Genomic DNA, 22,151 nt, shown 5'->3' on the forward strand with positions numbered 1-22,151 from the left:
GGCCTCGGGCGGATCGCCGCCCGAGGCCCTCTTGCTCGTGTGTGCATCTTCGCCTTGGTCATTCACGTGTTCGTGGGCAGTTGCTCCAATAGCCGCCTCCGTTCGCGTCGGGGATGAGGGCGCCTCTGTCATGGGTGACGGTCCACGACACCATGAGCGTGAGGGTTCCGTCCGCCGTGGTCGTGCCTTCGGTGGTCTCGCCGTCACCCTTGGCGGTGCCGGTCCAGTGGACGGTGACGACGCCGGACTCGGTGACAGGCGGGCCCAGGCAGCCGGGGCGGGCGGCCGGGGCGGCGACGGTGAAGGCGTTGCCGGAGACGGCGATGCCGTTCGTGCCGGAGAACGAGGTGACGCGGCAGTCCCCGGTGCACGTCAGCCTGAACGTCCCGGACCGCTTCTCGCCCAGCTTCACGGACGTGGGCGAGATCGAGGCCACGGGCGCCGGGGGAAACGCCTTTCCCCGCCCTTCCGCGTCCACCGGTGCTGCGGTGTCCGCGGGGTCGGCGGGTGAGCCGGTGTCCGCGGGCGCCTGGGTGCCTCCGGGGTCATCGGACGTACGGGCGTCGGCGGGCGCGTTGCCGGACGGGCCGGTGTCCGCGGGCGCCTGGGTGTCTGCCGAGTCCGCGGGCGCGCTGGTGTCCGCCGGTACCTGGGTACTTCCGGGGTCGGCGGGTGCTTGATCCTGGTCTGTCGTGGCCTGGGGGTCGGCCGGTGCCTGTTCCGTGCCCGCTGTTGCTCCTGGATCCGCCGGGGACTGGCCGGTCGCCGGGTCCGGTGTGGCCGGGGCCTGGCGCTGGCGGCTCTGGATCCCGGCCCAGACCAGGCCCGCCACCAGCATCACCACACCGACGATCAGCGCCGCCCGTACGAGCCACTGCAGCGAGATCCTGGCCTCCGGGTCGTCCTCGTCCGGCCGCTCCCGCCAGAACTCGTCCCACGTCTCCCCGTGGCCCCCGGCAGGACTCTCCACGGGCGCGTTCGCGAACACCAGTTTGTCCCCGTACTGGGTCACCGGCGTCCTGCCGCTCCGCCACCCGGGATCCAGCGTCCGCATCGGCGCGTGCTGCCGCGGCGGGTCGTCACTCCGCCTCGGCAACGGCACACTGATCCACCCGTCCACCCCGCCCTCACCCAACCGAGGCGGCGTCTCATCCCCGAACCCGCCAGAACTCCAGGAGTGCGGCTTTTCGGGGCCGAGCCCGTCGGGAGTTGGTGTCTCGTCCCCGAGCTCGCCTGAACCCCAGTTCTTGGTCCCGAGTCCGTCGGGGCTCAAGCGAGGTGGTGTCTCGTCCCCGAGCGGGCCGGAACTCCAGGGAAGTGGCTTGTTGGTCCCGAGTCCGTCGGGGCTCAAGCGAAGTGGTGTCTCATCCCCGAACCCGCTCGGACTCCAGGAGGGCGGCTTCTTGGGGCCGAGCCCGCCAGAGCTCAAATGCCTTTTGTCCCCGGCCCCGTCAGGGCTCAAGCGTGGCGGTGTCTTGCCACCTAGTCCGGGGAGGCTCCGGCGGGGGACTGTGTCGCCTCCGTGCTCGCCATCGCCCGAGCGGGCCGGCGTGCCGGGTTCGGTCGCGTCCCACCGAGGTGGTGTCTTGTTCCCGCGTCGGAGGGTCGTGGGGTCGATTCCGCGTTCGCCCCGGGGAGGCGCGGGGGCGTTCGGCGGAGCTTTCTCGTCACCCGTATTCGGCGCGCTCCCGTCGTCCCGTGTCCCGTCCGTGTCACCGCTCACCTCGGCGGCTTCCGCGTTCTCGTCCGTACCGTCTCGCGGTTCGTCAGGCGGGGCGGCGGAGTCGCCCCGGTCCGGTGACGCGCCGGTGTCGAAGGGGTCTTCCCCGAAGGGCGCCTCGGCGGGACGTTCCTCCTGTGCCGTGCCCCAGTGCGGCGGGGCGGTCTTCTTCTCGGTGGGGACGCGCATCGGGGGGAAGTCGCCGCGTTTGCGGTACGGGATGGTGTCGCCCGAGGAGGAGTCGTGGCCCGCGGGCGGCGTGGGAAGCCCCGTGGTGCCGGTGGGCACCAGGCGCTCGCCCGTCTGGTGGGCCGCCCGCAGCAGAGCCTCGGCCGTGCCCGGTGAAGCGGACGGTCCCCGGCGCGTCCGGGAGGCGGGCTCGTCGGGCTCCGGCGGGCCGCCGCCGGAGGGTTCCTGGCCGGTGGCGGCCGCGCCCGCCACCGGCCAGGAGTTTTCCCTGGTGCCCGTCGTGGGGCCGGGGACCAGGGAGATCAGCGCGGGCGGCGGCTCCATCAGACCGCGCGCCTGCGCCGGGAACCCGTCGGAGCGCCACGCCGCCGGATCGCCGGGCAGCGGGTCACCCCAAGCGGGCTGGTCGCGTAACGTGTCAGGGATCGCGGCCAGCGGCAGGCCGAGCAGCAGCACACCGGCCCGCACCCCCTCGCGGGGCGCCGCCTGGCAGGCCTGGCAGGAGCGGACGTGCCGGGCGATCCGGGTGCGGTTGCGCCGGCCGGGCGCCCTCGCCCAGTCCGTCACCCGCACCGCCAGCCGCGCGCACCCGTCGCGGGTCCGCGCCGCGCGCACCGCCGCGACCCACTCCTCCAGCCGGTCGGCGGCCTCCGCGATCATGGTGTTCACCTCGATCGCGGAGACGTCGAAGATCATGGCGATGTCCGCGCTCGCCAGCTCGTGCCGTACCGAGAGGTCGAGCAGCTCCCGATGCGGCGGGTCGAGCGCCCGCAGCGCGTCGGCCACCTCGCCCGGCGCGCCCGGCCGGGTCCACGAGCCGGGGCTGGCCGGCCTGGACGCCGCCACGGCCGCGCGATGGCACCGCGCGAGCGCGTACAGCCACGGACGCATCCGCTTCCGATCGCGTAGCCGCTCCCCGTGCACGTGCGCCGACAGCAGCGCCCCGGCGACGGCCAGCTCCGCGTCGGAGGCCGACAGGCCCGTGCGGCAGTAGTCGTAGAGGTGCCTTCCATGCTGCTCGCACAGCCTGCCGATGGCCTCGCGCGCCTCGTTGGACAGCGTCCGCCACATGATCGACTACTCCTCCAGCTAGCACGGCGTCCCTCGCCCGGCCCCTGGCTACGTCAGGGGCCCGCTAGACGGCCTCCGGCAGGGTGGGTTCGGGGTCGCCGGCGCCGGATCGGGCACCGTCCACGCCGGCCGCGGGCGTGGTGCCGGCGACCCCCGTCCAAGGAGCGGGGAAGGCGGTCATGACGCCCTCCCGTGCGCGGCCGCCCGCGAGGGCGGCCGGTTCAGCGTGACCGGGCGGCCCGTCGCCCGCGACAGCGCCCACCACGCGCTGCACAGGTTCGAGGTGAGCAGCGTCCGGTCGTTGCCCGCGCCGAGCGTGCCCAGCACCGGCAGCGTCGCCATTCCGCTGCAGGCGAACAGCAGCACCGCGTCGACGGGCAGGTCCGCCTGCTTCACCTGGTCGACCAGTTCCGAAGGGGTGATGTCGTACGGGGAGAAACCGCCCTGCGCCCGCACCGGCACGACCCCGGCGATCCGCATGCCCGCGGCCTTCCAGAACCGCTCGGCCAGCTCCGTCAGCCACGGCTGGTACGGCGAGACGATGTGCACCTCCTCCACCCCGAGGTGCCCGATCGCCTCCATGATGGCCACCGTCGCGGTCGCGAACGGCACCCCGAACCGCTCGCTCATCCGCTCGCACTCGTCCTGGTCCTCGTCCGGGTCGAGCAGGTAGCGGGGGCCGTCGCAGGCCATGACGAGCGCGTCGAGCGCCAGGTCGCCGAACGAGCAGGCCATCGCGGGCAGCGCCGCGTTGTAGCTCTCCAGACGCTCGGCCATCGCCAGCCCCGGGCGTACCGGGAACCGGCTGACGTGCATGTCGGCGCGGGAGCCGAGCAGGCGGGTCAGCTCGGGCTCCGCCGACGGGTTGGCGGGCGGCACCAGCACGCCCACCCTGCCGCGGTTCATGCCGCCCTCCCGCCGGGTTCCTCGGGCGGCACGTCAGGCGTTCTGTCCGGGAAGCCGTCGGCCGGGGCGACCGTCCGTCCGGACACGTGCCGGATGCCGTGCAGCCGGTGTGCCGTCCTCGCGGAGCGCTGATCGGCCGGCCGGGTCCCGCGTACCGGAACGCCGTGGTGCCGCGGGCCGCGGACCTCGTCGGTGAGCATGATCACTCCTGTCCATGGGGGTTGCCCCAAGGGGCTGGAACGTCCTGGAGGCCGAGGCGGACCAGCTCTCGATCGGCCTGGCCACGTACTTCCGTGAAGGTGGCGCGGAGCTCCAGCAGGAGCCCGCGCAGTGACTCGGCCTCCTGCCGCGCCGCGCGCAGAGAGGCCTGTACGGCGCGGTGCCGTCGTGCCGTCACCATCCGCCACGACGCGGCGGCGGCCGTCAGGACCGCCACCGCCACGCAGGCGAGCAGGACGGCGTCCGGCCCGGCGCCGGTGATCCCTGGGACGCCGCTCGTCGTCAGGACCGCCGCGCCCGCCAGCCCGGCCGCCGCGCCCACCACGCGGGCGGTTTCGACCGCGCCCACACCGGCCGAGAGGTTCCCCCGCCCGGCCGCGGCCGTGCCCGTCGTCAGCGCGTCGGTCGCCAGCGCGCCCAGCCCCGCCCCCGCCAGCAGGGCGCCGGCGAGGACCAGGAGCGGGTACGGACCAGCCAGCAGCGATCCGCACCCGGAGGCCAGCGCCACCGCGCCGCCGAGCACGACCCCGTTCATCCCGTGACGCCGGCCCACCCGGGCCGCGAGCGGAGCCGCCGCGGCCATCCCCACCAGAACGGGCACCAGCCAGAGCCACCCGGGCCCGGCACCGGAACTCCCGCCCAGCACGGGAACTCCCGCCACGTAGGCCGGCCCGGTCGCCAGCAGAGCGAAGAACACGGCACCGAACGCCCCGGACACGCCCGCCGCCCACCCGAGCCCAGCCTGCGTGTCCGGAGAGTTAGCCGCCCGTCCGAGCCCTGCCCGTGCCTCTGCGGAGCTTGCGGTCCAGCCGAGGTCGGTTCGTGTGGTCGCGGAGTCTGTGGCTTCGGGGTCGGGTGTGTGTCTCAGGGTCAGCGTCGCCGTCAGGAGGAGCAGCGTCGCCGCGCTCGCGCAGCCGAGTGTCAGTGCGGAGGTCCAGCCCCACACGCCGCCCCTGGCCAGGGTCAGCACCGCTGCCGCGATCCCCGTGACGACCAGGACCGCGCCCGCCAGGGCACGCGGGGCCGAGGCGTGGGCCGGAGCACCGAGAGACCGGGGCAGCGCGGGGGCGAACAGCAACAGCGCCGCCGCCAGCACCGCCCCTGGCAGGAAGAGTCCGCGCCATCCGAACGTGGCCAGCAGCCATCCGCCGCCCGCCTGCATCCCCAGCACCCCGGCCGCGCAGGCCGCGATCCACAGCGCCACCCCGCCGGGCCGCCGCCGCTCCGGCAGCGCGGCGAGCAGCATCGCCAGCGCGGCGGGGACCATGAGCGCGATACCCGCCCCCTGCCCCAGCCGGGCCCCGACGAGCACCGGCCACGACGGTGCGACGATCACCGCCGAGGCTCCCAGCACGTACAGGGCCAGTCCGACGGCCAGCACGCCCCGCCGTCCCGCCAGGTCGGCCATCCGCCCGGCGACGGCCGGGAGCGCCGCCATCGCGACCAGGTTCACGGTGACCGCCCACGCGACCCCGGCCGCCGGAAGCGCCACCGCCAGCGGATCGAGGTCCAGCATCGGCGCGGCCAGCATCCCGGCCACCCAATCCCCCATGACGACACCGGCCACCCCGGCGGCGACCACCCGCAACCCCACGAACCCCCGCCCGCGCGGAGCGGACACCCGCCGCACGCCCACCCGCACGTCGGAACGCCGCTGCCCGGGTGCGGAGGTCCGCCGGGGAACACCTCTCCTCCCTGGTTCGCTCCGGCGGGCCCGCCCGGAGACCGGGGAGTCGGGGCTTCCCGCCTGGATGCGCTTCCCGGCCGAGATGGGGGAGGGCACACGGGGCACGCCGCCGGGCTGTGCGGCGTCCCGGTGATGGTGTGCGGGTTCCGGCTCGTACGGGGTCATGGGGGCGTACGTGGGCCGGTGAGGTTCGCCTGGCGGCCGGGCGGGCGCGGGGCGACGGTCCGGGCCGGGGGCCGGGCCGGGGGAGTGGTGCGCCGGGGGGCGGGTCATCGCGACGGCGCGCAGGCGTCCGGGAGTGGAGGGACGGAGAGGCCGGGCGGCCGGTTGGGCACGCTGGCCGCGACCACGCGCTCGGACAGGCAGGTCGTCAGCCGGGCCGGGCGGACGCGCGGCGGCACCCGGCCACCGGCCACTGTCGTCGCCACTCGGACGGCCAGCGACAGGTGCTCGGCGCAGCGCCGCCGCACCTTCGCCTCCAGGCCCACGACCTGGGCCAGCCGGAGCCGCAGCGGCTCCAGGGTGGCGGTCCGCTGCAGGCCGTCGAGGTCCTCCAGGCGGTCCGGCCAGCGCAGGTCCTCGCGCAGCCGCGCCTCCACCTCGGCGACGATGCTCCCGGCCCGCCGCCCTTCCTGGCGCAGCCGGGTGGCGATGGTGACCGCCGTGAAGATGGTGAGGTCGTAGTCGGCGAGCCGGCCCGCGAGCGCGGCGGCGAGCACCTGGACGCGGTGCGTCAGGCCGTCGGCGCTCCAGCCGAGCACCAGCAGCCGGTCGGCGGCCGGCTCGACATGCCAGCCCGCGAGCCGCAGTTCGCGGGCCATCCGGTGGTACAGGCTCCACCTGTCACCGTCGCCGTCGATCCAGATCTGGACGCCGCCGAAGGGCAGGTCTGACACGTTGACCGGCTCGCCGTCGGGGGATGACCGCGCGCAGATGCGCTGGATCACCCGCTCCTGCACTGGCGAGACCGGGGTTCTGGTGAACCAGGGACTGACCTGGTGATCGATGGTCACGTCCGGCCACCTCCCTGCCGAGCGGCTCCGTTGAGCGTCCGGCTGTCAGGTAACAGTTTCCACGTGTCGTACGATACTGGCTAGATGCGGGATAGTGTGTCAACTCTCAGTTTTCGCCGAAAGAAGATGCCCCGGGTGCGGGAAGGGTGACCTGTCCGGTCAGGACGTCCCGCCGAGGGGTCAGGTCTACGCATGATTGCGTATTACGGGTAGCAGGAGGCATGCGTGGCGAAGTTCGCCGAGCGACTCGACCTGGCGCTGGCCAAGCGCGGTTTCACGGGTGCTCAGGTCGCCGCAGCGCTCACCGAGGCCGGAATCCCCATCACCCGCGCCTACGTCAGCCAGTTGCGCACGGGAAAGCAGACCAACCCCACCCTCCAGGTGCTGCGGGCGCTGGCCGCGTGCCTCCAGGTGAGCGTGGGCTGGCTGGTGGGCGAGGATCACGTCGAGGCCGGCACGGTCGAGGACCTGCAGCTCCGGGCGGCCGGCATCGGCCTGTCCGCGTCCGGGCTCTCCGAGAGCTCGCTGTCCGTCCTGCGGGGGGTGATCGAGCTGGCCCGCAAGGCGGAGGACCTGCCCGCGGACCCGGAGCCCGCCATGGAGATCCCCGACGCGGCCGCGCCGCTGGAGGAGTCCGTGCGCCGCGCGCTCGGCGAGCGGCTCCACTCGCTGCGCCTGGCCGCGCAGCTGTCGCCGGAGAAGGTGGAGGCCGTGCTCGGCAAGGGCGCCATCGCGGTAGAGGCGGTCGAGCAGGGCCGCATCGCCCCGGCCCCCGCCACGGTCGAGCGCCTGCTCACCCTGTACGGCGTCACCGCCATGCCCGCCCGCGAGTACGTCCTGTCGATCGCGCGCGGCGAGCGCGAGCTCGAATGGTACGACTCGAGCAACTTCCCCGTATGGCTGGCCACGACCTGCTCCATCGACAGCAGGGCGTCGGTGATCCGCACCTATCACACCCACTTCGTGCCGCCGCTGCTGCAGACCGAGGACTACGCGCTCGCGGCGATCGCGGCGGCCGACATGGGATCTTTCCGGCACACCACGGCCGACTCGGCGGTGGACATCCTGGCCGCCCGCCAGCGGCTCATCCTGGGGCCGAACGGACCGGTCGTGTGGGCGGTCATGGACGAGGGCGTGCTGCTGCGCTCGATCACCGAGACCCCCGTGCTGCTCGATCAGCTCAACCGGCTGATCGAGTTCGCCAAACGCCCCAATATCTCTCTGCATATCGTGCCGATGGAGGATCCCGCTTACGTCCCGCGTACCGGCCCGTTCACGCTCTGGCGTTTCGACGAGGCGTTCGAGCCCGACATCGCGTGCGCGCACGCGCTGGAGGCGGACGAACTGATCACGGACGCCGTTCAGGTGGAGGCCTATCACCAGGCCTTCACCAAGCTGTCGGTGACCACGACCACCCGCGACGAGACCCTTGAGACGCTGTGCGCCCACCGCGACAGGCTCGCCCGCGCCGTGGGGAATTGATCGTTCCACCACACCCGATAGAACGAAAGAGCATAAATCCCAAAAAATCTAGGGCTGGGTGCTTGGATAAAGGGATTTTTCCACGATTATGAATTTGGGCAACCGAGTGGGGTCAGTAACCGGAACTTTCCCAACAGAAAGTGGGCGAGGGGAAAGGGGCGACACCCAATGCGCCAGCGGGCTATCCGAAACCTGGCCAATCTCGACACTACCCATGCACGGGTTACCCGCATACTCGACGCGGCGACGGGAGGAAAGAACAACTTCAGAGCCGACAGGGAGGCGGTCAACCGCTACGACGTGGCCGCCGAGATCACCACTGCTGCCGCACAAGCCATTCTCGGGTATTTATCACGGGTCGTACGCCACCTGGCGCTGGAGGGCGTCGACCAGTTCCTGATCGTGGGCAGCGGGGTGCCGAGCGGCCTGCCACCGGGCCGCAGACTGCACGACATCGCACGCGAGACGCCGCGCACGGCGTCCGCCCGGGTCGTGTACATCGAGAACGACCCGATGGTGCTGGCCAACGCGCAAGCCACCATCGAGCCGATCACCGATCTCGTGCGGGTGGTCGAGGGTGACATCCCGCAGATCGACGAGATCCTGGACGACCGTGTCGTGCGCACGTTCGTGGACTGGAACCGGCCCATGGCCTGGGTCGTGGTCTCGGGCCACAACGTGAGCGACGACGAGCAGGCCCGTCACGTCATCAAGCGGCTGCGGGAGAACGCGCCGCGGGGCAGCTACCTGGCCCTGCTGCAGACCACGTTCGACGGCATCCCGCGGGAGTTGCTGCCGGCGATCAACGATCTGCTGGCGATGACGCTGCCGGGACACGCGGTCCGTACCCGCAAGGAGCTCGAAGCCCTGCTGGAAGGGCTGGAACTGCTGGAACCGGGGCTGGTGTGGGTCCCGGAGTGGCGGCCGGACGGCGACGACGACGCCTGCGCCGACCAGCCCGGCAGTTCGGGCAACTACGGGGCGGTGGCGCTGCTGCCATGATCCGCGGAACACCGCCGTCCGGGCCGAGGGCACCGCCCCGGCCCGGGGCGGCGGCGCCCGCACGTCAGTCCCACCAGAAGGACCAGGCGTGCGAGCCGATCAGCTGCCCGGCGTACCCGTGCAGGTCGCCGGGACCCTGGAGCACGTTGTCAGGGCAGAACGTCCAGTGTTCGGCCGCCACGTGCAGCGCGTGTTCCTGATCGGCCGGAGGCGCGGCCACGCTGATCTCCAGCGTGTTGAACCCGACGCCGACCACCCGCGCCCCGAAGCGGTCCTCCCAGCTGCGCACCACGGCGGCCAGCGGCACCATCCACTCGTTGTGGTGCAGCGCGCCCTGCCAGCCCATCGCGGCCAGCGCGTCGGCGCCCCTCTCCGCGGCCACGAGCCCCAGCGGCATGCCCTTGACCGCCAGCTCGTCCGCGTACCAGGCGGCCACCACGTCCGGATCGGCGACCGGCCGGCCCGCGGGCGCGAGCCCCGGGCAGATCGCCCCGTACGGCTCCAGCTCGGCCAGCGCGTCGGCCGGCATCTGCGCCACCCATTCCTCCCAGACCTCCGCCATGAAGCCCTCGGCGGTGAAGTGGTCGATCTGCACCGGATCGTCCGGCACCACCTGCCCCACCGACCACGGCTGGGCCGACTCGTCCAGCAGGACCGGCCACAGCCCGCTGCGCGGATGCTCCTCGCGGAAGCGCCGCCAGTCGTCGCCCGTCGCGGGCTCGTCGCTCATCCAGAACGCGGGCCTGACGGGCTCACCCTGGCCGGTGTAGCCCGGATCGGGCCAGATCACCTCACCCTCGGGCAGCCCGGCCGACAGGCCACGCCCCCTGCCGCCGTCGGCGAAGAGCCGGCACAGCTCGCCCGGCAGCCGATGATCGTTCATGCCCTACCATTCCGAGACGGAATCCTGCCTCCGAGATGGTAGTGCCGCCACTCGCTTCAGGACTTTTGTCCTGGGCGATCCCGTATCAACGAATCCCGCGCACCGTCATCGGCCGGGCTTCCGGCGTTCGGCCACAATGGGGGTCGTGACGACCTTCGACGCCATCCTGTGCGACCTCGACGGCGTGCTGCGCCAGTTCGACCATGCCGTTCAAGCCGACATCGAGGCCCGCTACGGCCTGCCGCTGGCGTCCACCGCCTTCGACCCGGCGCTCATCATGCCCGCGACGCTCGGCCACATCACCGAGGCGCAGTGGGCCGAGTCGATCGTCGTCGCGCTGGGCGGGGGAGAGCAGGCCGAGAAGGCGGTCGAGGAGTTCATGGCGGTGCCGTTCCGGGTGGACGAGGAGGTGCGGGCGCTGCTGGCGGCGGCGCGGGCGCGGATGCCCCTGGTGCTCGTCACCAACGCCATGGACACCCTGGAGGATCATCTCGAACGGCTGGAGCTGACGGCCTTCGCCGACGCCGTGGTCAGCAGCGCGCGGGTCGGCCTGGCCAAGCCCGACCGGCGCATCTACGAGCTCGCCGCCGACCTGGCCGGGGTCGCGCCCGGACGCTGCCTGTTCGTGGACGACCGGCTGGAGAACGTGGTGGCCGCCAGGGCGCTCGGCATGACCGGCGTGCACTTCCGGAGCGTCGCGGACCTCGCGGCCGTGCTGCCGCCGTCGTGACCCCCTTCCCGGCACGGCCCGGGTCCGCCGTGCCGGAAAGGCGGGGGTCAGTAGCCGCGGTACGGCGACTTCGACTGGTTGCCGCTGTCGGTGGTCGGCGTCGCCGCCGGCGTCGGGGCCTTCGTCCCGGCGGGCCTGATCATGCCGAGCAGCCCGTGCTTGCCGCCGTCCGAGCCGGCCGAGAACCAGAGCGTGTTCTCGCCGCCGATGGCGGCCGTGCCGGGCTCCAGGTCCCACAGTCCCGGCAGCGTGATCGGGCGGTTGTCCGCCGCGCGCAGGGCGCCCAGGTGGCGGTTGCCGCGGTAGGCGTGGATGGTGCCGTCGCCGAAGTTGCCGACCAGCAGCGCGCCCGCGTACCTGCCCATGCCGCGCGGCGCCTTGGTGATCGCCCACGGCGCGTTCAGGCCGACCCGGGCGATGCGGCCGGTCAGGCGGCCGTTCAGGTCGAAGCGGCTGACGAAGCCCTTGCCGCTGCCGGCCACGGACTTGCCGGTCTCCGAGTCGCGCAGGGCGTAGGCGACCCAGACGTTCCCGTTCACGACCTCCACGTTGAACGGGTGGTAGTTGGCCGGGACCGTGCGGTCCCTGAACTGCGAGCGCGACAGCCTGATGCGACGGAAGTCCTCGTCGAAGGCGTGCAGACGGCCGCCCGCGAAGTCCGCGGCGAGCAGGAACGCGCCGTCGTCGGTCTCGGCCATGGCCAGGCCCTTGTAGTCGGCGCCGCGGGTGAAGGCGCCGATGATCGCGTTCTTCGGGTCCACCTCGGCGTTCCAGCCGGTGATCGCGCCGCTGGGGCTGGAGAAGATGAAGGTGGCGGGCTTGCCCTTGACGGTGAAGCCCTCACCGCCGTTGAACACCTGCCCCGTCGGGGCGCCGCCGGGGATGGCGACCTCGGTCCGCTCCTTCTTGCCCTGGCCGGAGTAGACGGTGGCGGTTCCCGTCCCGGCGTTGGAGACCCACAGGGTCTTGCCCATGGCCAGCCCCCACGGGTTGACCAGTTTGGGATCGGTGACGGCCGCCTTCCCGCGGACATCGGACACCAGGCCGACGACGTCGAACCGGTTCTGCTTCGGTGTGGTGGCCTGCGCGGGAATGGTGAGGGTGGCTGCCGTCGAGACGGCGACAGCGCAGGCCGTGATGATGCGTAACCGCATCCGTGCCTCCTTGTTAGCGCTTGTGACGCGAGATACGCGAGATCCGGGATTCCGGTTCAGTACGGTCTCGAAGCAGGTTTTCGCGCTGTCTGAAGGGGAGTGAAGGGGAATGGACGCGTTGGGCATCGACATCGGCGGCTCCGGGATCAAGGGCGCGCCCGTCGACGTGCGGGCCGGCGAGCTGACCGCGGAGCGGCTGCGCATCCCCACCCCGCACCCCGCCGAGCCGGGTGCCGTCGCGGACGCGGTGGCGCGGATCGTCCGGCACTTCGACTGGACGGGCCCGGTCGGCGTGACGTTCCCCGGGGTGGTCGTGGACGGCGTGGTGAGGACCGCGGTCAACCTGAAAGGCTCGTGGGCGGGCGTGCACGCGGGCGACCTGTTCGGGGGCGCGACCGTGCTCAACGACGCCGACGCCGCCGGCATGGCCGAGATGACGTACGGCAAGGGGCAGGGGCAGCCCGGCGTCGTGCTCATGCTGACGTTCGGTACCGGGATCGGCAGCGCGTTGTTCGCGGACGGCGTGCTCGTGCCCAACACCGAGCTGGGTCACCTGCAGTTGCACGGCACGGACGCCGAGCACCGGGCCTCCGACCGGGCGCGCGAGGAGCACGGCCTGGGCTGGCACAAGTGGGCCGAGCGGGTGGAGGAGTACCTCAGGCACGTCGAGATGCTGTTCACCCCCTCCCTGATCGTCATCGGCGGCGGCGTGAGCAAGAAGGCCGGCAAGTTCCTGCCGCACATCAGCCTCGACACGCCCGTCGTCCCGGCCGCCCTGCTGAACCAGGCGGGCATCATCGGCGCCGCCCGGGCGGCGTCCCAGGCCGGCGCGCACGCTGGGTGACGGACCGCCCACACCACGGGCCAAAACGTGACCATGACTCATGGCAACCGATCTCCGCTTAGGGGAGTCTCATCTATGACCGTGGTCGCCCACGATGCAACTCTGGGGAGAGTGGGCCGGTCGCGGGCGATCACGGTCAACGGAATTCGAGATGCGCGCGACGCGCCCGTCGGGCACGATGGGCCGTTGGCTCCCGGCACGCGGGGCCCGAATATCCTGAAAGCAGTATGGGAACTCCTGCGTTGTCCTCTCCGTCCTCCTCTCTCACAGAGCTTCAGGCCCGCCTGCCCGACCTGATGCCGCGCGACCAGCGGCGGCTGCGGCGCAGGCTCGACGGCGTGCGCCGGGTGCGCTCCCGCGAAGCGCGGGAGAAGATCGCCGCGGAGATCCTCGCCGACGTGGAACGTGCCGAGCGGCGCCTTCAGCGCCGCCGCGAGAGCGTGCCGGAGATCGGCTATCCGGAGGCGCTGCCCGTCTCCCAGCGCAGGGACGACATCCTCGAAGCCATTCGCGACAACCAGGTCGTGATCATCGCCGGTGAGACCGGGTCCGGCAAGACGACCCAGATCCCCAAGATCTGCCTGGAGCTGGGCCGGGGCGTGCGCGGCCTCATCGGCCACACCCAGCCGCGCCGCATCGCCGCCCGCACCGTCGCCGAGCGCGTCGCCGAGGAGCTCCACACCGAGCTGGGCGAGGTCGTCGGCTACAAGGTCCGCTTCACCGACCAGGCGAGCGACCGCACCCTCGTCAAGCTGATGACCGATGGCATCCTCCTCGCCGAGCTCCAGCACGACCGCATGCTGGAGCAGTACGACACGCTCATCATCGACGAGGCCCACGAGCGCAGCCTCAACATCGACTTCATCCTCGGCTACCTGAAGCAGCTGCTGCCCAAACGCCCCGACCTCAAGGTCATCATCACCAGCGCCACCATCGACCCCGAGCGGTTCTCGCGCCACTTCGGCGACGCGCCGATCATCGAGGTGTCCGGCCGCACCTACCCCGTCGAGGTCCGCTACCGCCCGCTGGGCGAGGACGACGACCAGACCCAGGGCATCGTCGAGGCCTGCCGCGAGCTGACCGGCGAGGGGCCCGGCGACATCCTCGTCTTCCTCAGCGGCGAGCGCGAGATCCGCGACGCCGCCGACGCCCTGGCCAAGGCCGACTTCCGCAACACCGAGATCCTGCCGCTCTACTCCCGGCTCAGCGCCGCCGAGCAGCACCGCGTCTTCCAGCGCCACACCGGCCGCCGCGTCGTCCTGGCCACCAACGTGGCCGAGACGTCGCTGACCGTGCCCGGCATCAAGTACGTCGTCGACCCCGGCTACGCCCGCCTCTCCCGCTACAGCCACCGCACCAAGGTGCAGCGCCTGCCCATCGAGGCGATCTCGCAGGCCAGCGCCAACCAGCGCAAGGGCCGCTGCGGCCGGACCTCCGACGGCGTCTGCGTCCGCCTCTACGAGGAGGACGACTTCCTCGCCAGGCCGGAGTTCACCGACCCCGAGATCCTGCGCACCAACCTGGCCTCGGTCATCCTCCAGATGACCTCGATCGGGCTGGGCGACATCGAGGCGTTCCCGTTCGTCGAGCCGCCCGACCGCCGCCAGGTCAAGGACGGCGTCAACCTGCTCCACGAGCTCGGCGCGTTCGACGCCCACGGCAAGCTCACCCCGATCGGCCGCAAGCTCGCCACCCTGCCCGTCGACCCCCGGCTCGGCCGCATGGTGCTGGAGGCGGAGAAGAACGGCTGCGTGCGCGAGGTCATGGTGATCGCCGCCGCGCTGTCCATCCAGGACCCGCGCGAGCGCCCCGCCGACAAGCAGCAGCAGGCCGACGAGAAGCACCGCCGCTTCGCCGACCCCGAGTCCGACTTCCTCACCTACCTCAACCTGTGGAACCACCTGCGCGACAAGCAGCAGGAGCTCTCCTCCAGCGCCTTCCGCCGCCTGTGCAAGTCCGAGTTCCTCAACTACCTGCGCGTACGCGAGTGGCAGGACATCTACAGCCAGATCCGCCAGTCGCTCGGCGCGCACCCCAACAGCAACCCGGCCGACCCCGAGCTGGTCCACAAGTCGCTCCTGGTCGGCCTGCTGTCGCACGTCGGCGTCAAGGACGTGATGGACCGCCAGCGCGCCTCCGACGGCCGCCGCCCCATCCAGGAGTACCTCGGCGCCCGCAACGCCCGCTTCGCCGTCTTCCCCGGCTCCGCGCTGGCCAAGAAGCAGCCCCAGTGGGTGATGTCCGCCGAGCTCGTGGAGACCTCCCGGCTGTGGGCCAGGGTCAACGCCAAGATCGAGCCCGACTGGGTGGAGCCGCTCGCGCAGCACCTCGTCAAGCGCACTTACTCGGAGCCCCACTGGGAGAAGAACCAGGGGGCGGTGATCGCGTACGAGAAGGTCACGCTGTACGGGGTGCCGCTCGTCGTCGGGCGCAAGGTCAACTACGGGCGCATCGATCCCGAGCTGTCGCGCGAGCTGTTCATCCGCCACGCGCTCGTCGAGGGCGACTGGGACAGCCACCACAAGTTCCTCAAGGACAACCGGCGGCTGCTCGGCGAGGTCGAGGAGCTGGAGAACCGCGCCCGCCGCCGCGACATCCTCGTCGGCGACGAAGCCCTGTTCGACTTCTACGACCAGCGCCTGCCCGCCGACGTGGTCTCCGCCCGCCACTTCGACTCCTGGTGGAAGAAAGCCCGCGCCGACCAGCCCGACCTGCTCACCTTCTCGCCGGAGATGCTGGTCAACGAGGGCGCCGACGTCAGCGCCCGCGACTATCCCGACACCTGGCGGCAGCTCGGCCAGCGGATGAAGCTGACCTACCGGTTCGCGCCCGACCCGGACGATCAGCAGGGCGCCGACGGCGTCACCGTCCACGTGCCGCTGCACCTGCTCAACCAGGTGACCTCCGACGGCTTCGACTGGCAGATCCCCGGCCTGCGCGAGGAGCTCGTCACCGCGCTGATCAGGTCGCTGCCCAAGCAGCTGCGCCGCAACTTCGTGCCCGCCCCCGACTACGCCAGGCAGGTGCTGGCCAACGCCGAGCCGGGCGCCGAGCCGATGCTGGAGGCCGTCGAGCGCGAGCTGATGAGGCTGACCGGCGTGCGGGTGCCGCGCGACGCCTGGCAGCTCGACCAGGTTCCCGACCACCTGCGCATCACGTACCGGGTGATCGACGAGCGCAGGCGCGCCATCGCCGAGGACAAGGACCTCGCGGCGCTCAAGCGCCGCCTCGCCCCGCGCCTGCGCAAGACCCTCTCGGAGGCCGGCGACGGCCTCGAACGCACCGGGCTGCGCACGTGGAGCTTCGGCACCCTGCCCAAGGTGTTCGAGCAGGGCCGGATGAAGGGCTACCCGGCGCTCGCCGACGCCGGCGACTCGGTCTCGATCAAGATCTTCGAGACGGAGGCGGAGCAGCGCCGCTCCCACTGGACCGGCACCCGCCGCCTGCTCCTGCTGAACGTCGCCAACCCCGCCAAGCCGCTGCTGTCGGGGCTGTCCAACCAGGCCAAGCTGGCCCTGTCACGCAGCCCGCACGGCGGCGCCGTGGCCCTCTTCGAGGACGTGGTCGACGCCGCGGCCGACAAGCTCATGCGCGACCTCGGCGGCCCCGTCTGGGACCCCGCCGCCTACGACCGCCTCTACCAGCACGTCCGCGCCGAGCTGTACGACACGGCGGCCGGCATCCTGGGCCGGGTGGAGCAGATCCTGACGGTGTGGCACGCCGCCGGGATCCAGCTCGACGCCATGCGCTCCAGCGCCTCCGCCGACGACGTCCGCGACCAGCTCGGCAGGCTCGTCTACCCGGGCTTCGTCACCGCCACCGGCCACGCCCGCCTGCCCGACGTGCTGCGCTACCTGCGCGCCGTCGACCGCCGGCTCACCAAGCTGCCGGAGGACCCGTGGCGTGACGAGGAGTGGATGGACCGCGTCCACAAGGTCGAGGACGACTACCACGACCTGCTGGAACGCCTGCCCCCTGGCCGGCGCGCGGACCCGGACGTGGCGGAGATCCGCTGGATGATCGAGGAACTGCGGGTCAGCTTCTTCGCCCAGACACTCGGCACCCCGACCCCGGTGTCGGAGAAGCGCATCGCCAAGGCGATGGACCGCCTCAGGCCTTGAAGATCGACGTGTCGAGCTCGAAGTCGATCGGCGCGGGCAGTCGCAAGGGCGTGCCGATGGGGACGGTGGCGCGGGCGAGATACCCGCTGTCGCCGATCTCGCTGTAGACGGTGACGGAGGGAGTCTTGGCGACGAGGTCGATCAGCAGGTAGATCGGGATGCCACCGGTGGCGTAGAGGGGCGGCTTCTCCTCACGGTCCCTGATCGCGCTACCGGTCGAGACGACCTCGGCAACCATGATCAGCCCGGACGACCGCAGCTCGCGCTCGCCCCAGAGCGGGCAGTTGAGCGGTGCCAGCACGAAGTCCGGCTCCACAGGCTCACGCGGGCCTTCGACGCACACATCGACGTTCCCGACCCACGCTTCCCATCCCCGCTCATCCATGAGAGGGGCCAGTGCTCGGTTGAGGCGCATGGCGGAGCGGCCATGTGCGGGGGTTCCGACGGGGCTCACGATGAGGTTCCCTTCGATGACGTCGGCCCGGAAACCGGGGAGTTCGGGGAGTGCGTCGAACAGCTCTCGACCGGTCTCCGGCATCCGCTTCTTGCTGGTGGGGGCGAGCTTCGCGTACTCGTCGTGCCGGATCGCCATGGCAACCATCAGATCTGTCCCTCCGTACTCGAACGGGCACGCTCAGTATTCCACGAATCCGAGCCCTGGGCGCGACTCGTACAGTGGAGGAAAAATTCCACATGACGGATGGGTTTGATGATCAAGGCTGTGGTGCTGGACGTCGGCGAGACCGTGATCGACGAGACGCGGATCTGGTCGCGGTGGGCCGACCGGCTCGGGGTGCCGAGGTTCGTGCTGATGGGCGTGCTCGGCGGGATGGCCGCGCTGGACCAGTCCTTCAGCGAGGGGTTCGAGCTGGTGCGGCCCGGGTTCGACGTCGAGGCCGAGATCGCGGCCTGGGAGCGCGACGAGCCTGACAGCCTGCGCAACCACTTCGACGCCGACGACCTCTACCCCGACGTGCGCGAGGCGCTCGGCGGGCTGCGGGAGGCGGGCTACCAGGTGATCCTGGCGGGCAACCAGCCGGTGCGGGCCTTTGACGCGCTGGTCGCGATGGAGCTGCCCGTCGACTCGGTGCACACCTCCGACGGGTGGGGGGTGTCCAAGCCAGCGCCCGGGTTCTTCGCCAAGGTGGCCGCGGTCGCCGGGCGCGAGCCGGGGGAGATCCTCTACGTGGGGGACCGGCTCGACAACGACGTGCGCCCCGCCGCCGCGGCCGGGATGCGGACCGCCCTGCTGCGCCGCGGCCCGTGGGGCTACCTGCACGCGGCGCGGCCGGAGGCGCGCGAGGCCGCCGACGTGATCGCCGACGACCTGCACGCGCTGCTCCCGGCGCTGCGCCGCCTGGCCTGACCCGCCCCGCCGGTCGGGCTCAGGACGTGGTCCGCCTGACCCGCCCCGCCGGGTCGGCTAGGTGGTCTTGCGTACGGCTTCCTGCAGTTCTTCCTTGTCCATCTGGGAACGGCCGGGGATGTCCGCCTTCTGGGCCTGCTCGTACAGTTCGGCCTTGGTGGCGCCGCCGGCCGTCAGGGCCCGCAGCTCCTCGTCCCGGCGCTCCTCGAAGGCCTTGCCGAGCTCCCGCAGCCGCTTCTCGCCGGCCTGCTCGGCCAGTTGCGGGAGCAGTTCGCCCTCTTCCTCTTCGACGTGGTGGTTGACGGACTCGACGAGCTTGTCCAGCGTCCGGCGGAACTCGGGGGTGCCGGGCCGGGACCGCACCAGCTCGTCGAGGAGCACCTCGGCCTCCTTGTGCTCCTCCAGGCCGTGGTGCGCGTCGAGGTCCGGGTAGACCCGGTCCTCCTCGGCGCGGGCGTGCGCGATGAGCAGGGCGTGCAACTCGGTCACGGCCGCCTTGGGGTCGCCCTCCTCCTTCTTGAGCCGCTCGAAGAGCGCCTCGACCTTGCGGTGGTCATTCGTGATCAGGGTGATGACGTCGGTTGCCATGACGTCCGTGGCTACCCCTTCCCTCACCGCCCAATCGCCGCGCCGGTCAGCGCGCGCGGGTCCGTCGCACCGGCCAGCATCCCGTCCGGCAGGACGTCGATGAGGTGCGCGTGGCCGAACGCGCCGCCGGGCACCGCGGACACCCGATGGCCGAGCGCGGCCAGCCCGTCGCGCCAGCCGGTGCCGTCCTCCAGCTCCACCACCGCCCCCTCGGCGCGGCGCCAGGTGTCGAAGCCGGTGCCGCTGCCGAACCGCCAGCGCGGCGCCGCTATCGCCTCTCCCGGGCTCTGCCCGTACCGCAGCAGCCTGGTGATGATCTGGAGCAGGATCTGCGGCTGCGCGTCACCGCCCATCGTGCCCGCGACCGAGCGGAGCGAGCCGTCGGGGCGGGTGATGAGCGCGGGCGTGAGCGTGTGCGGCGGCCGCCGCCCGGGGCCGTACTCGGCGGGGTGGCCCGGCTCCAGCGAAAATCCGATGCCGCGGTTGTGCAGGTTGATCCCGGTACGGGGTTCGAACAGGAAGCTGCCGAAACCGGAGGCGTTCGACTGGATGAGGGAGACGGCGAGCCCGTCGCCGTCCACCGCGCAGAGGTACGTGGTGTCGCCGTCGGCGGCGGGCACCTTGAGGTCCCCGCGACCGGTCAGCGCCCGGCGGCGCTCGATCTCGGCGGGGGAGAGCAGGCCGGTGGCGTGCTCGTGCAGCAGCGCGTCGCGGTCGTGCGCGGCGGCGCGGGCGGACCGGGCCAGCGCGTGCGCCCAGGCGGCGTGCGCGGTCGAGGGCGGCAGCTCCAGCCCGTCCAGGATGCCCAGCGAGAGCAGCAGCAGGTAACCCTGGGAGTTGGGCGGGGCGGACCACACGTCGTGGCCGAACGCGCGCACCCGCAGGGGTTCCACCCAGTCGGCGTTGTCCCGCTCCAGGTCGGCCCGCGTGTACTCGCCTGACCCCAGCTCCAGCAGTCCCTCGCCGAACTCGCCCAGATAGAACCCGGCGCGCCCGCCTTCGGCCACCGCCTCCAGCGCGCGGGCCACGCCCGGCCTGCGGACCCGGTCCCCGGCGGCCCGGATCTCGGCGAGGTCGCCGGCGTCCGGCCGGTCCGCGATCTCCCGCGCCATCGGCGCCAGCAGCGGCGAGGCCGGGAAACCGTCGCGGGCCAGCCGTACGGCGGGCGCGAACACGTCGGCCAGCGGGAGCCGGCCGTACCGGGCGTGCAGCGCGAGCCAGCCGTCCACGCAGCCGGGCACCGGCACGGACCTGACGTCCAGCCGGTGCGGCATCCGCCGGTGCCCCTCCGCACGCAACCGCCCGGCGTCCGCACCGCTCCCGGCCCTGCCGGACGCGTTGAGCGCGTGAACCGGCCCGCGGTCCGCACCGGTCCCGGCCCTGCCGGACAGGTTGAGCGCGTGAACCGGCCCGCCGTCCGCACCGCCCCCGGACCTGCCGGACGCGTTGGGCGCGTGGACCGGCCCGCCGTCCGCACCGCCCCCGGACCTGCCGGACGCGTTGAGCGCGTGGCCCGGCCCGCCGTCCGTCGGGTGGCCGTCTCGTACGGGACCGGGGCGCGGGCCGGATGGCGCGGGGCCGTCGTGGACGAGGGCGAAGAGGTCGCCGCCGAGCCCGCACATGTGCGGGGAGGTGACGGCGAGCACGGCGTTGGCGGCGATGGCGGCGTCGGCGGCGGAACCGCCGCGGTCGAGCGCCGTCACCCCGGCGGCGGACGCGAGATGGTCGATGCTGCATACCATCCCAGAGGGGGCGTATCGGGTGTTTCGCACCCGTCGAGACTAGGCGTTCTCCATCGCCACACGCGCCGGAGCCGGGCCGGTGGCGGTCTTCCTGAACCGCGCCAGCGCGGCCGCCGCCAGCAGCGTCGCGACGACGCAGGAGACGCCGCCCACCTGCAGCGCCAGCCGGGGGCCGAAGGAGTCGCTCAGCCAGCCCAGCACCGGCCCGCCCAGCGCACCCGACGCGGCGCCGGCCATGCCCAGCGCGGCCAGCACCCGCCCGCGCATGGCGTCCGGGCTGTCGAGCTGCGCCCGCGCCGAGACCGTGGTGTCGACCAGGATGGCGCCGGCCGCGATGGGCAGCATGAAGGCGGCGAAGGCGGCCAGCGACGGCATCAGGCCGCTCAGCGCCTGCAGCACGCTGATGGCGAACGCGGAGATCAGCAGCAGCCGGATCGTCAGCCGAGGCCGCGAGGCGGCGAGGAACCCGCCCACGACGGTCCCGGCGGCGAACACCGTGGACAGCAGCCCGTACCCGCCCGCGCCCGCCGCCAGCGGGCCCGCGCTCATCGCCGCCATGGTCACCTGGTAGTTGCGGCCCAGACTGCCCAGCACGATCGACAGCGCGAGCAGGACGAGCAGCCACGGGGTACGCGCCACGTACCGCAGCCCCGCGAGCACCGCCCCTGGCCGGTGCTCCTCGGCGGCCAGCTCGTGGAACTCAGACGACCGCATGCGCATCACCGCGACGATCACCGCGAAGAAGGTGAGCGCGTTCGCCGCGAACAGCACGGCGTTCCCGGTGAGGGGCAGCATCATCCCGGCCACCGACATGCCGAGGATGCGCCCGGCCGAGTTGATGATCGAGCCGAGCGCCATCGCGTTCGGCAGGTCCTCCCGGGGCACCACCTCCGCCCCGAACCGGCCGAGCGCCGGCCCGCCCAGGGCCGACACCACCCCGCCGGCCAGCGCCACCGCGTAGATCGGCAGCGGCGACCGCACCCCGGTCAGCGCGATCACGGCCAGCACGGCGGCGAGCGCGGCCTGCGCGAGCTGGGCGGCGACCACGACGGGGCGGGTCGGCAGCCGGTCCGCCAGCGCCCCTCCCCACATGCCGAGCAGCAGCGTGGGCAGCGCCTGCATGACCAGGCTGAGCCCCACGCTGGTGGCCGAGCCGGTGATCGTGAGGACGAGCCAGTTCACGCCCAGCACCTGCATCCAGGTGCCGGTGATGGAGACGAGGTCCGCCCCTGCCCACAACCTGTAGTTGTGATGACGCAGGGCACGGAAAGTAGAGGCGGTGAGCGACAAGACTTGTCCCGGATTTGACGGTGCGGCCGAGGGGGGAACACGCCGCTCCGAAAGCTGGATTCCGGAATGACCGAAATGTGCGCCATTTCACCCCGTGGGAAGGTTTAGCCCTGCCGCATCAGGACCTGCCCGGCGGGGAACCGC

The 22,151-nt window shown here is 72.4% G+C and carries 17 protein-coding genes; 6 read left to right on the forward strand and 11 right to left on the reverse strand.

Going from position 1 to position 22,151, the window contains the following annotated elements; translation table 11 throughout:
• Positions 1-58: 58 nt before the first annotated feature.
• From FR742_RS07370 to FR742_RS07390, 5 genes are all read right to left on the reverse strand, one after another.
• Positions 59-2,980: a hypothetical protein gene (locus FR742_RS07370; RefSeq protein WP_148030241.1), complete on the reverse strand. Its 2,922-nt coding sequence runs from the start codon at positions 2,978-2,980 to the stop codon at positions 59-61.
• A 177-nt stretch (positions 2,981-3,157) separates the two neighbouring features.
• Positions 3,158-3,886, reverse strand: coding sequence for an arylmalonate decarboxylase (locus FR742_RS07375; protein WP_148030242.1), 729 nt, complete (start codon positions 3,884-3,886; stop codon positions 3,158-3,160).
• Positions 3,883-4,086, reverse strand: coding sequence for a hypothetical protein (locus tag FR742_RS07380; protein WP_148030243.1), 204 nt, complete (start codon positions 4,084-4,086; stop codon positions 3,883-3,885). Before FR742_RS07380 ends, FR742_RS07375 begins: the two co-directional genes overlap by 4 nt.
• A gap of 2 nt (positions 4,087-4,088) precedes the next feature.
• Entirely contained in the window at positions 4,089-5,747 is a 1,659-nt protein-coding gene (locus FR742_RS07385; protein ID WP_187281034.1) for an MFS transporter, read from the reverse strand.
• A 314-nt stretch (positions 5,748-6,061) separates the two neighbouring features.
• Positions 6,062-6,805 carry a hypothetical protein gene (locus FR742_RS07390; RefSeq protein WP_148030245.1) on the reverse strand — a complete coding sequence of 248 codons (744 nt, stop codon included), beginning with the start codon at positions 6,803-6,805 and terminating at the stop codon, positions 6,062-6,064.
• A 225-nt stretch (positions 6,806-7,030) separates the two neighbouring features.
• Between FR742_RS07390 and FR742_RS07395 the strand changes: the two genes are divergently transcribed.
• Positions 7,031-8,287, forward strand: coding sequence for a helix-turn-helix transcriptional regulator (locus FR742_RS07395; RefSeq protein WP_148030246.1), 1,257 nt, complete (start codon positions 7,031-7,033; stop codon positions 8,285-8,287).
• 168 nt (positions 8,288-8,455) lie between these two features.
• A complete protein-coding gene (locus tag FR742_RS07400; protein ID WP_148030247.1) occupies positions 8,456-9,289 on the forward strand; it encodes an SAM-dependent methyltransferase in 834 nt (277 codons plus the stop codon).
• Between the two features lie 64 nt (positions 9,290-9,353).
• Here FR742_RS07400 and FR742_RS07405 read toward each other — a convergent pair whose 3' ends face one another.
• Positions 9,354-10,172, reverse strand: coding sequence for a DUF4253 domain-containing protein (locus FR742_RS07405; RefSeq protein ID WP_148030248.1), 819 nt, complete (start codon positions 10,170-10,172; stop codon positions 9,354-9,356).
• 145 nt (positions 10,173-10,317) lie between these two features.
• On the opposite strand from FR742_RS07405, the gene FR742_RS07410 reads away from it, so the two are divergent.
• Entirely contained in the window at positions 10,318-10,902 is a 585-nt protein-coding gene (locus tag FR742_RS07410; protein WP_222708871.1) for an HAD-IA family hydrolase, read from the forward strand.
• A gap of 47 nt (positions 10,903-10,949) precedes the next feature.
• On the opposite strand, the gene FR742_RS07415 is transcribed toward FR742_RS07410, so the two are convergent.
• Positions 10,950-12,056: a TIGR03118 family protein gene (locus tag FR742_RS07415; RefSeq protein ID WP_187281035.1), complete on the reverse strand. Its 1,107-nt coding sequence runs from the start codon at positions 12,054-12,056 to the stop codon at positions 10,950-10,952.
• Between the two features lie 109 nt (positions 12,057-12,165).
• Here FR742_RS07415 and ppgK point away from each other — a divergent pair, with 109 nt between their 5' ends.
• Positions 12,166-12,900: a polyphosphate--glucose phosphotransferase gene (gene ppgK / locus FR742_RS07420; protein ID WP_148030251.1), complete on the forward strand. Its 735-nt coding sequence runs from the start codon at positions 12,166-12,168 to the stop codon at positions 12,898-12,900.
• Positions 12,901-13,127: 227 nt separating this feature from the next.
• A complete protein-coding gene (gene hrpA / locus FR742_RS07425; RefSeq protein WP_148030252.1) occupies positions 13,128-17,021 on the forward strand; it encodes an ATP-dependent RNA helicase HrpA in 3,894 nt (1,297 codons plus the stop codon).
• Here hrpA and FR742_RS07430 read toward each other — a convergent pair.
• The gene (locus FR742_RS07430; RefSeq protein ID WP_148030253.1) at positions 17,011-17,613 is read right to left on the reverse strand and encodes a Uma2 family endonuclease; all 603 of its coding nucleotides are present in this window, start codon (positions 17,611-17,613) and stop codon (positions 17,011-17,013) included. The genes hrpA and FR742_RS07430 overlap by 11 nt on opposite strands.
• A 117-nt stretch (positions 17,614-17,730) precedes the next feature.
• On the opposite strand from FR742_RS07430, the gene FR742_RS07435 reads away from it, so the two are divergent.
• On the forward strand, positions 17,731-18,387 hold the full coding sequence (locus tag FR742_RS07435) for an HAD family hydrolase (RefSeq protein ID WP_148030254.1): 657 nt from the start codon (positions 17,731-17,733) through the stop codon (positions 18,385-18,387).
• Between the two features lie 57 nt (positions 18,388-18,444).
• On the opposite strand, the gene FR742_RS07440 is transcribed toward FR742_RS07435, so the two are convergent.
• The 3 genes from FR742_RS07440 to FR742_RS07455 are packed head-to-tail and all read right to left on the reverse strand — an operon-like array spanning position 18,445 to position 22,007.
• Positions 18,445-18,975, reverse strand: coding sequence for a hemerythrin domain-containing protein (locus tag FR742_RS07440; RefSeq protein WP_148030255.1), 531 nt, complete (start codon positions 18,973-18,975; stop codon positions 18,445-18,447).
• 23 nt (positions 18,976-18,998) lie between these two features.
• Positions 18,999-20,747 (reverse strand): gamma-glutamyltransferase, encoded by a 1,749-nt coding sequence (locus tag FR742_RS07445; RefSeq protein ID WP_261808393.1) that lies wholly within the window; start codon positions 20,745-20,747, stop codon positions 18,999-19,001.
• 9 nt (positions 20,748-20,756) lie between these two features.
• Positions 20,757-22,007 carry an MFS transporter gene (locus FR742_RS07455; RefSeq protein ID WP_148030256.1) on the reverse strand — a complete coding sequence of 417 codons (1,251 nt, stop codon included), beginning with the start codon at positions 22,005-22,007 and terminating at the stop codon, positions 20,757-20,759.
• Between the last annotated feature and the right edge of the window lie 144 nt (positions 22,008-22,151).

This window comes from Nonomuraea sp. C10 (assembly GCF_008017515.1).
Classification (GTDB): domain Bacteria; phylum Actinomycetota; class Actinomycetes; order Streptosporangiales; family Streptosporangiaceae; genus Nonomuraea; species Nonomuraea ferruginea.

Excerpts from the sequence above, each read along its gene's own strand:
- FR742_RS07370 (WP_148030241.1), bottom strand. The coding sequence starts at position 2,980 with ATGTGGCGGACGCTGTCCAACGAGGCGCGCGAGGCCATCGGCAGGCTG.
- FR742_RS07375 (WP_148030242.1), bottom strand. The coding sequence starts at position 3,886 with ATGAACCGCGGCAGGGTGGGCGTGCTGGTGCCGCCCGCCAACCCGTCG.
- FR742_RS07380 (WP_148030243.1), bottom strand. The coding sequence starts at position 4,086 with ATGCTCACCGACGAGGTCCGCGGCCCGCGGCACCACGGCGTTCCGGTA.
- FR742_RS07400 (WP_148030247.1), top strand. The coding sequence starts at position 8,456 with ATGCGCCAGCGGGCTATCCGAAACCTGGCCAATCTCGACACTACCCAT.
- FR742_RS07405 (WP_148030248.1), bottom strand. The coding sequence starts at position 10,172 with ATGAACGATCATCGGCTGCCGGGCGAGCTGTGCCGGCTCTTCGCCGAC.
- FR742_RS07415 (WP_187281035.1), bottom strand. The coding sequence starts at position 12,056 with ATGCGGTTACGCATCATCACGGCCTGCGCTGTCGCCGTCTCGACGGCA.
- ppgK (WP_148030251.1), top strand. The coding sequence starts at position 12,166 with ATGGACGCGTTGGGCATCGACATCGGCGGCTCCGGGATCAAGGGCGCG.
- hrpA (WP_148030252.1), top strand. The coding sequence starts at position 13,128 with ATGGGAACTCCTGCGTTGTCCTCTCCGTCCTCCTCTCTCACAGAGCTT.
- FR742_RS07430 (WP_148030253.1), bottom strand. The coding sequence starts at position 17,613 with ATGGCGATCCGGCACGACGAGTACGCGAAGCTCGCCCCCACCAGCAAG.
- FR742_RS07435 (WP_148030254.1), top strand. The coding sequence starts at position 17,731 with ATGATCAAGGCTGTGGTGCTGGACGTCGGCGAGACCGTGATCGACGAG.
- FR742_RS07440 (WP_148030255.1), bottom strand. The coding sequence starts at position 18,975 with ATGGCAACCGACGTCATCACCCTGATCACGAATGACCACCGCAAGGTC.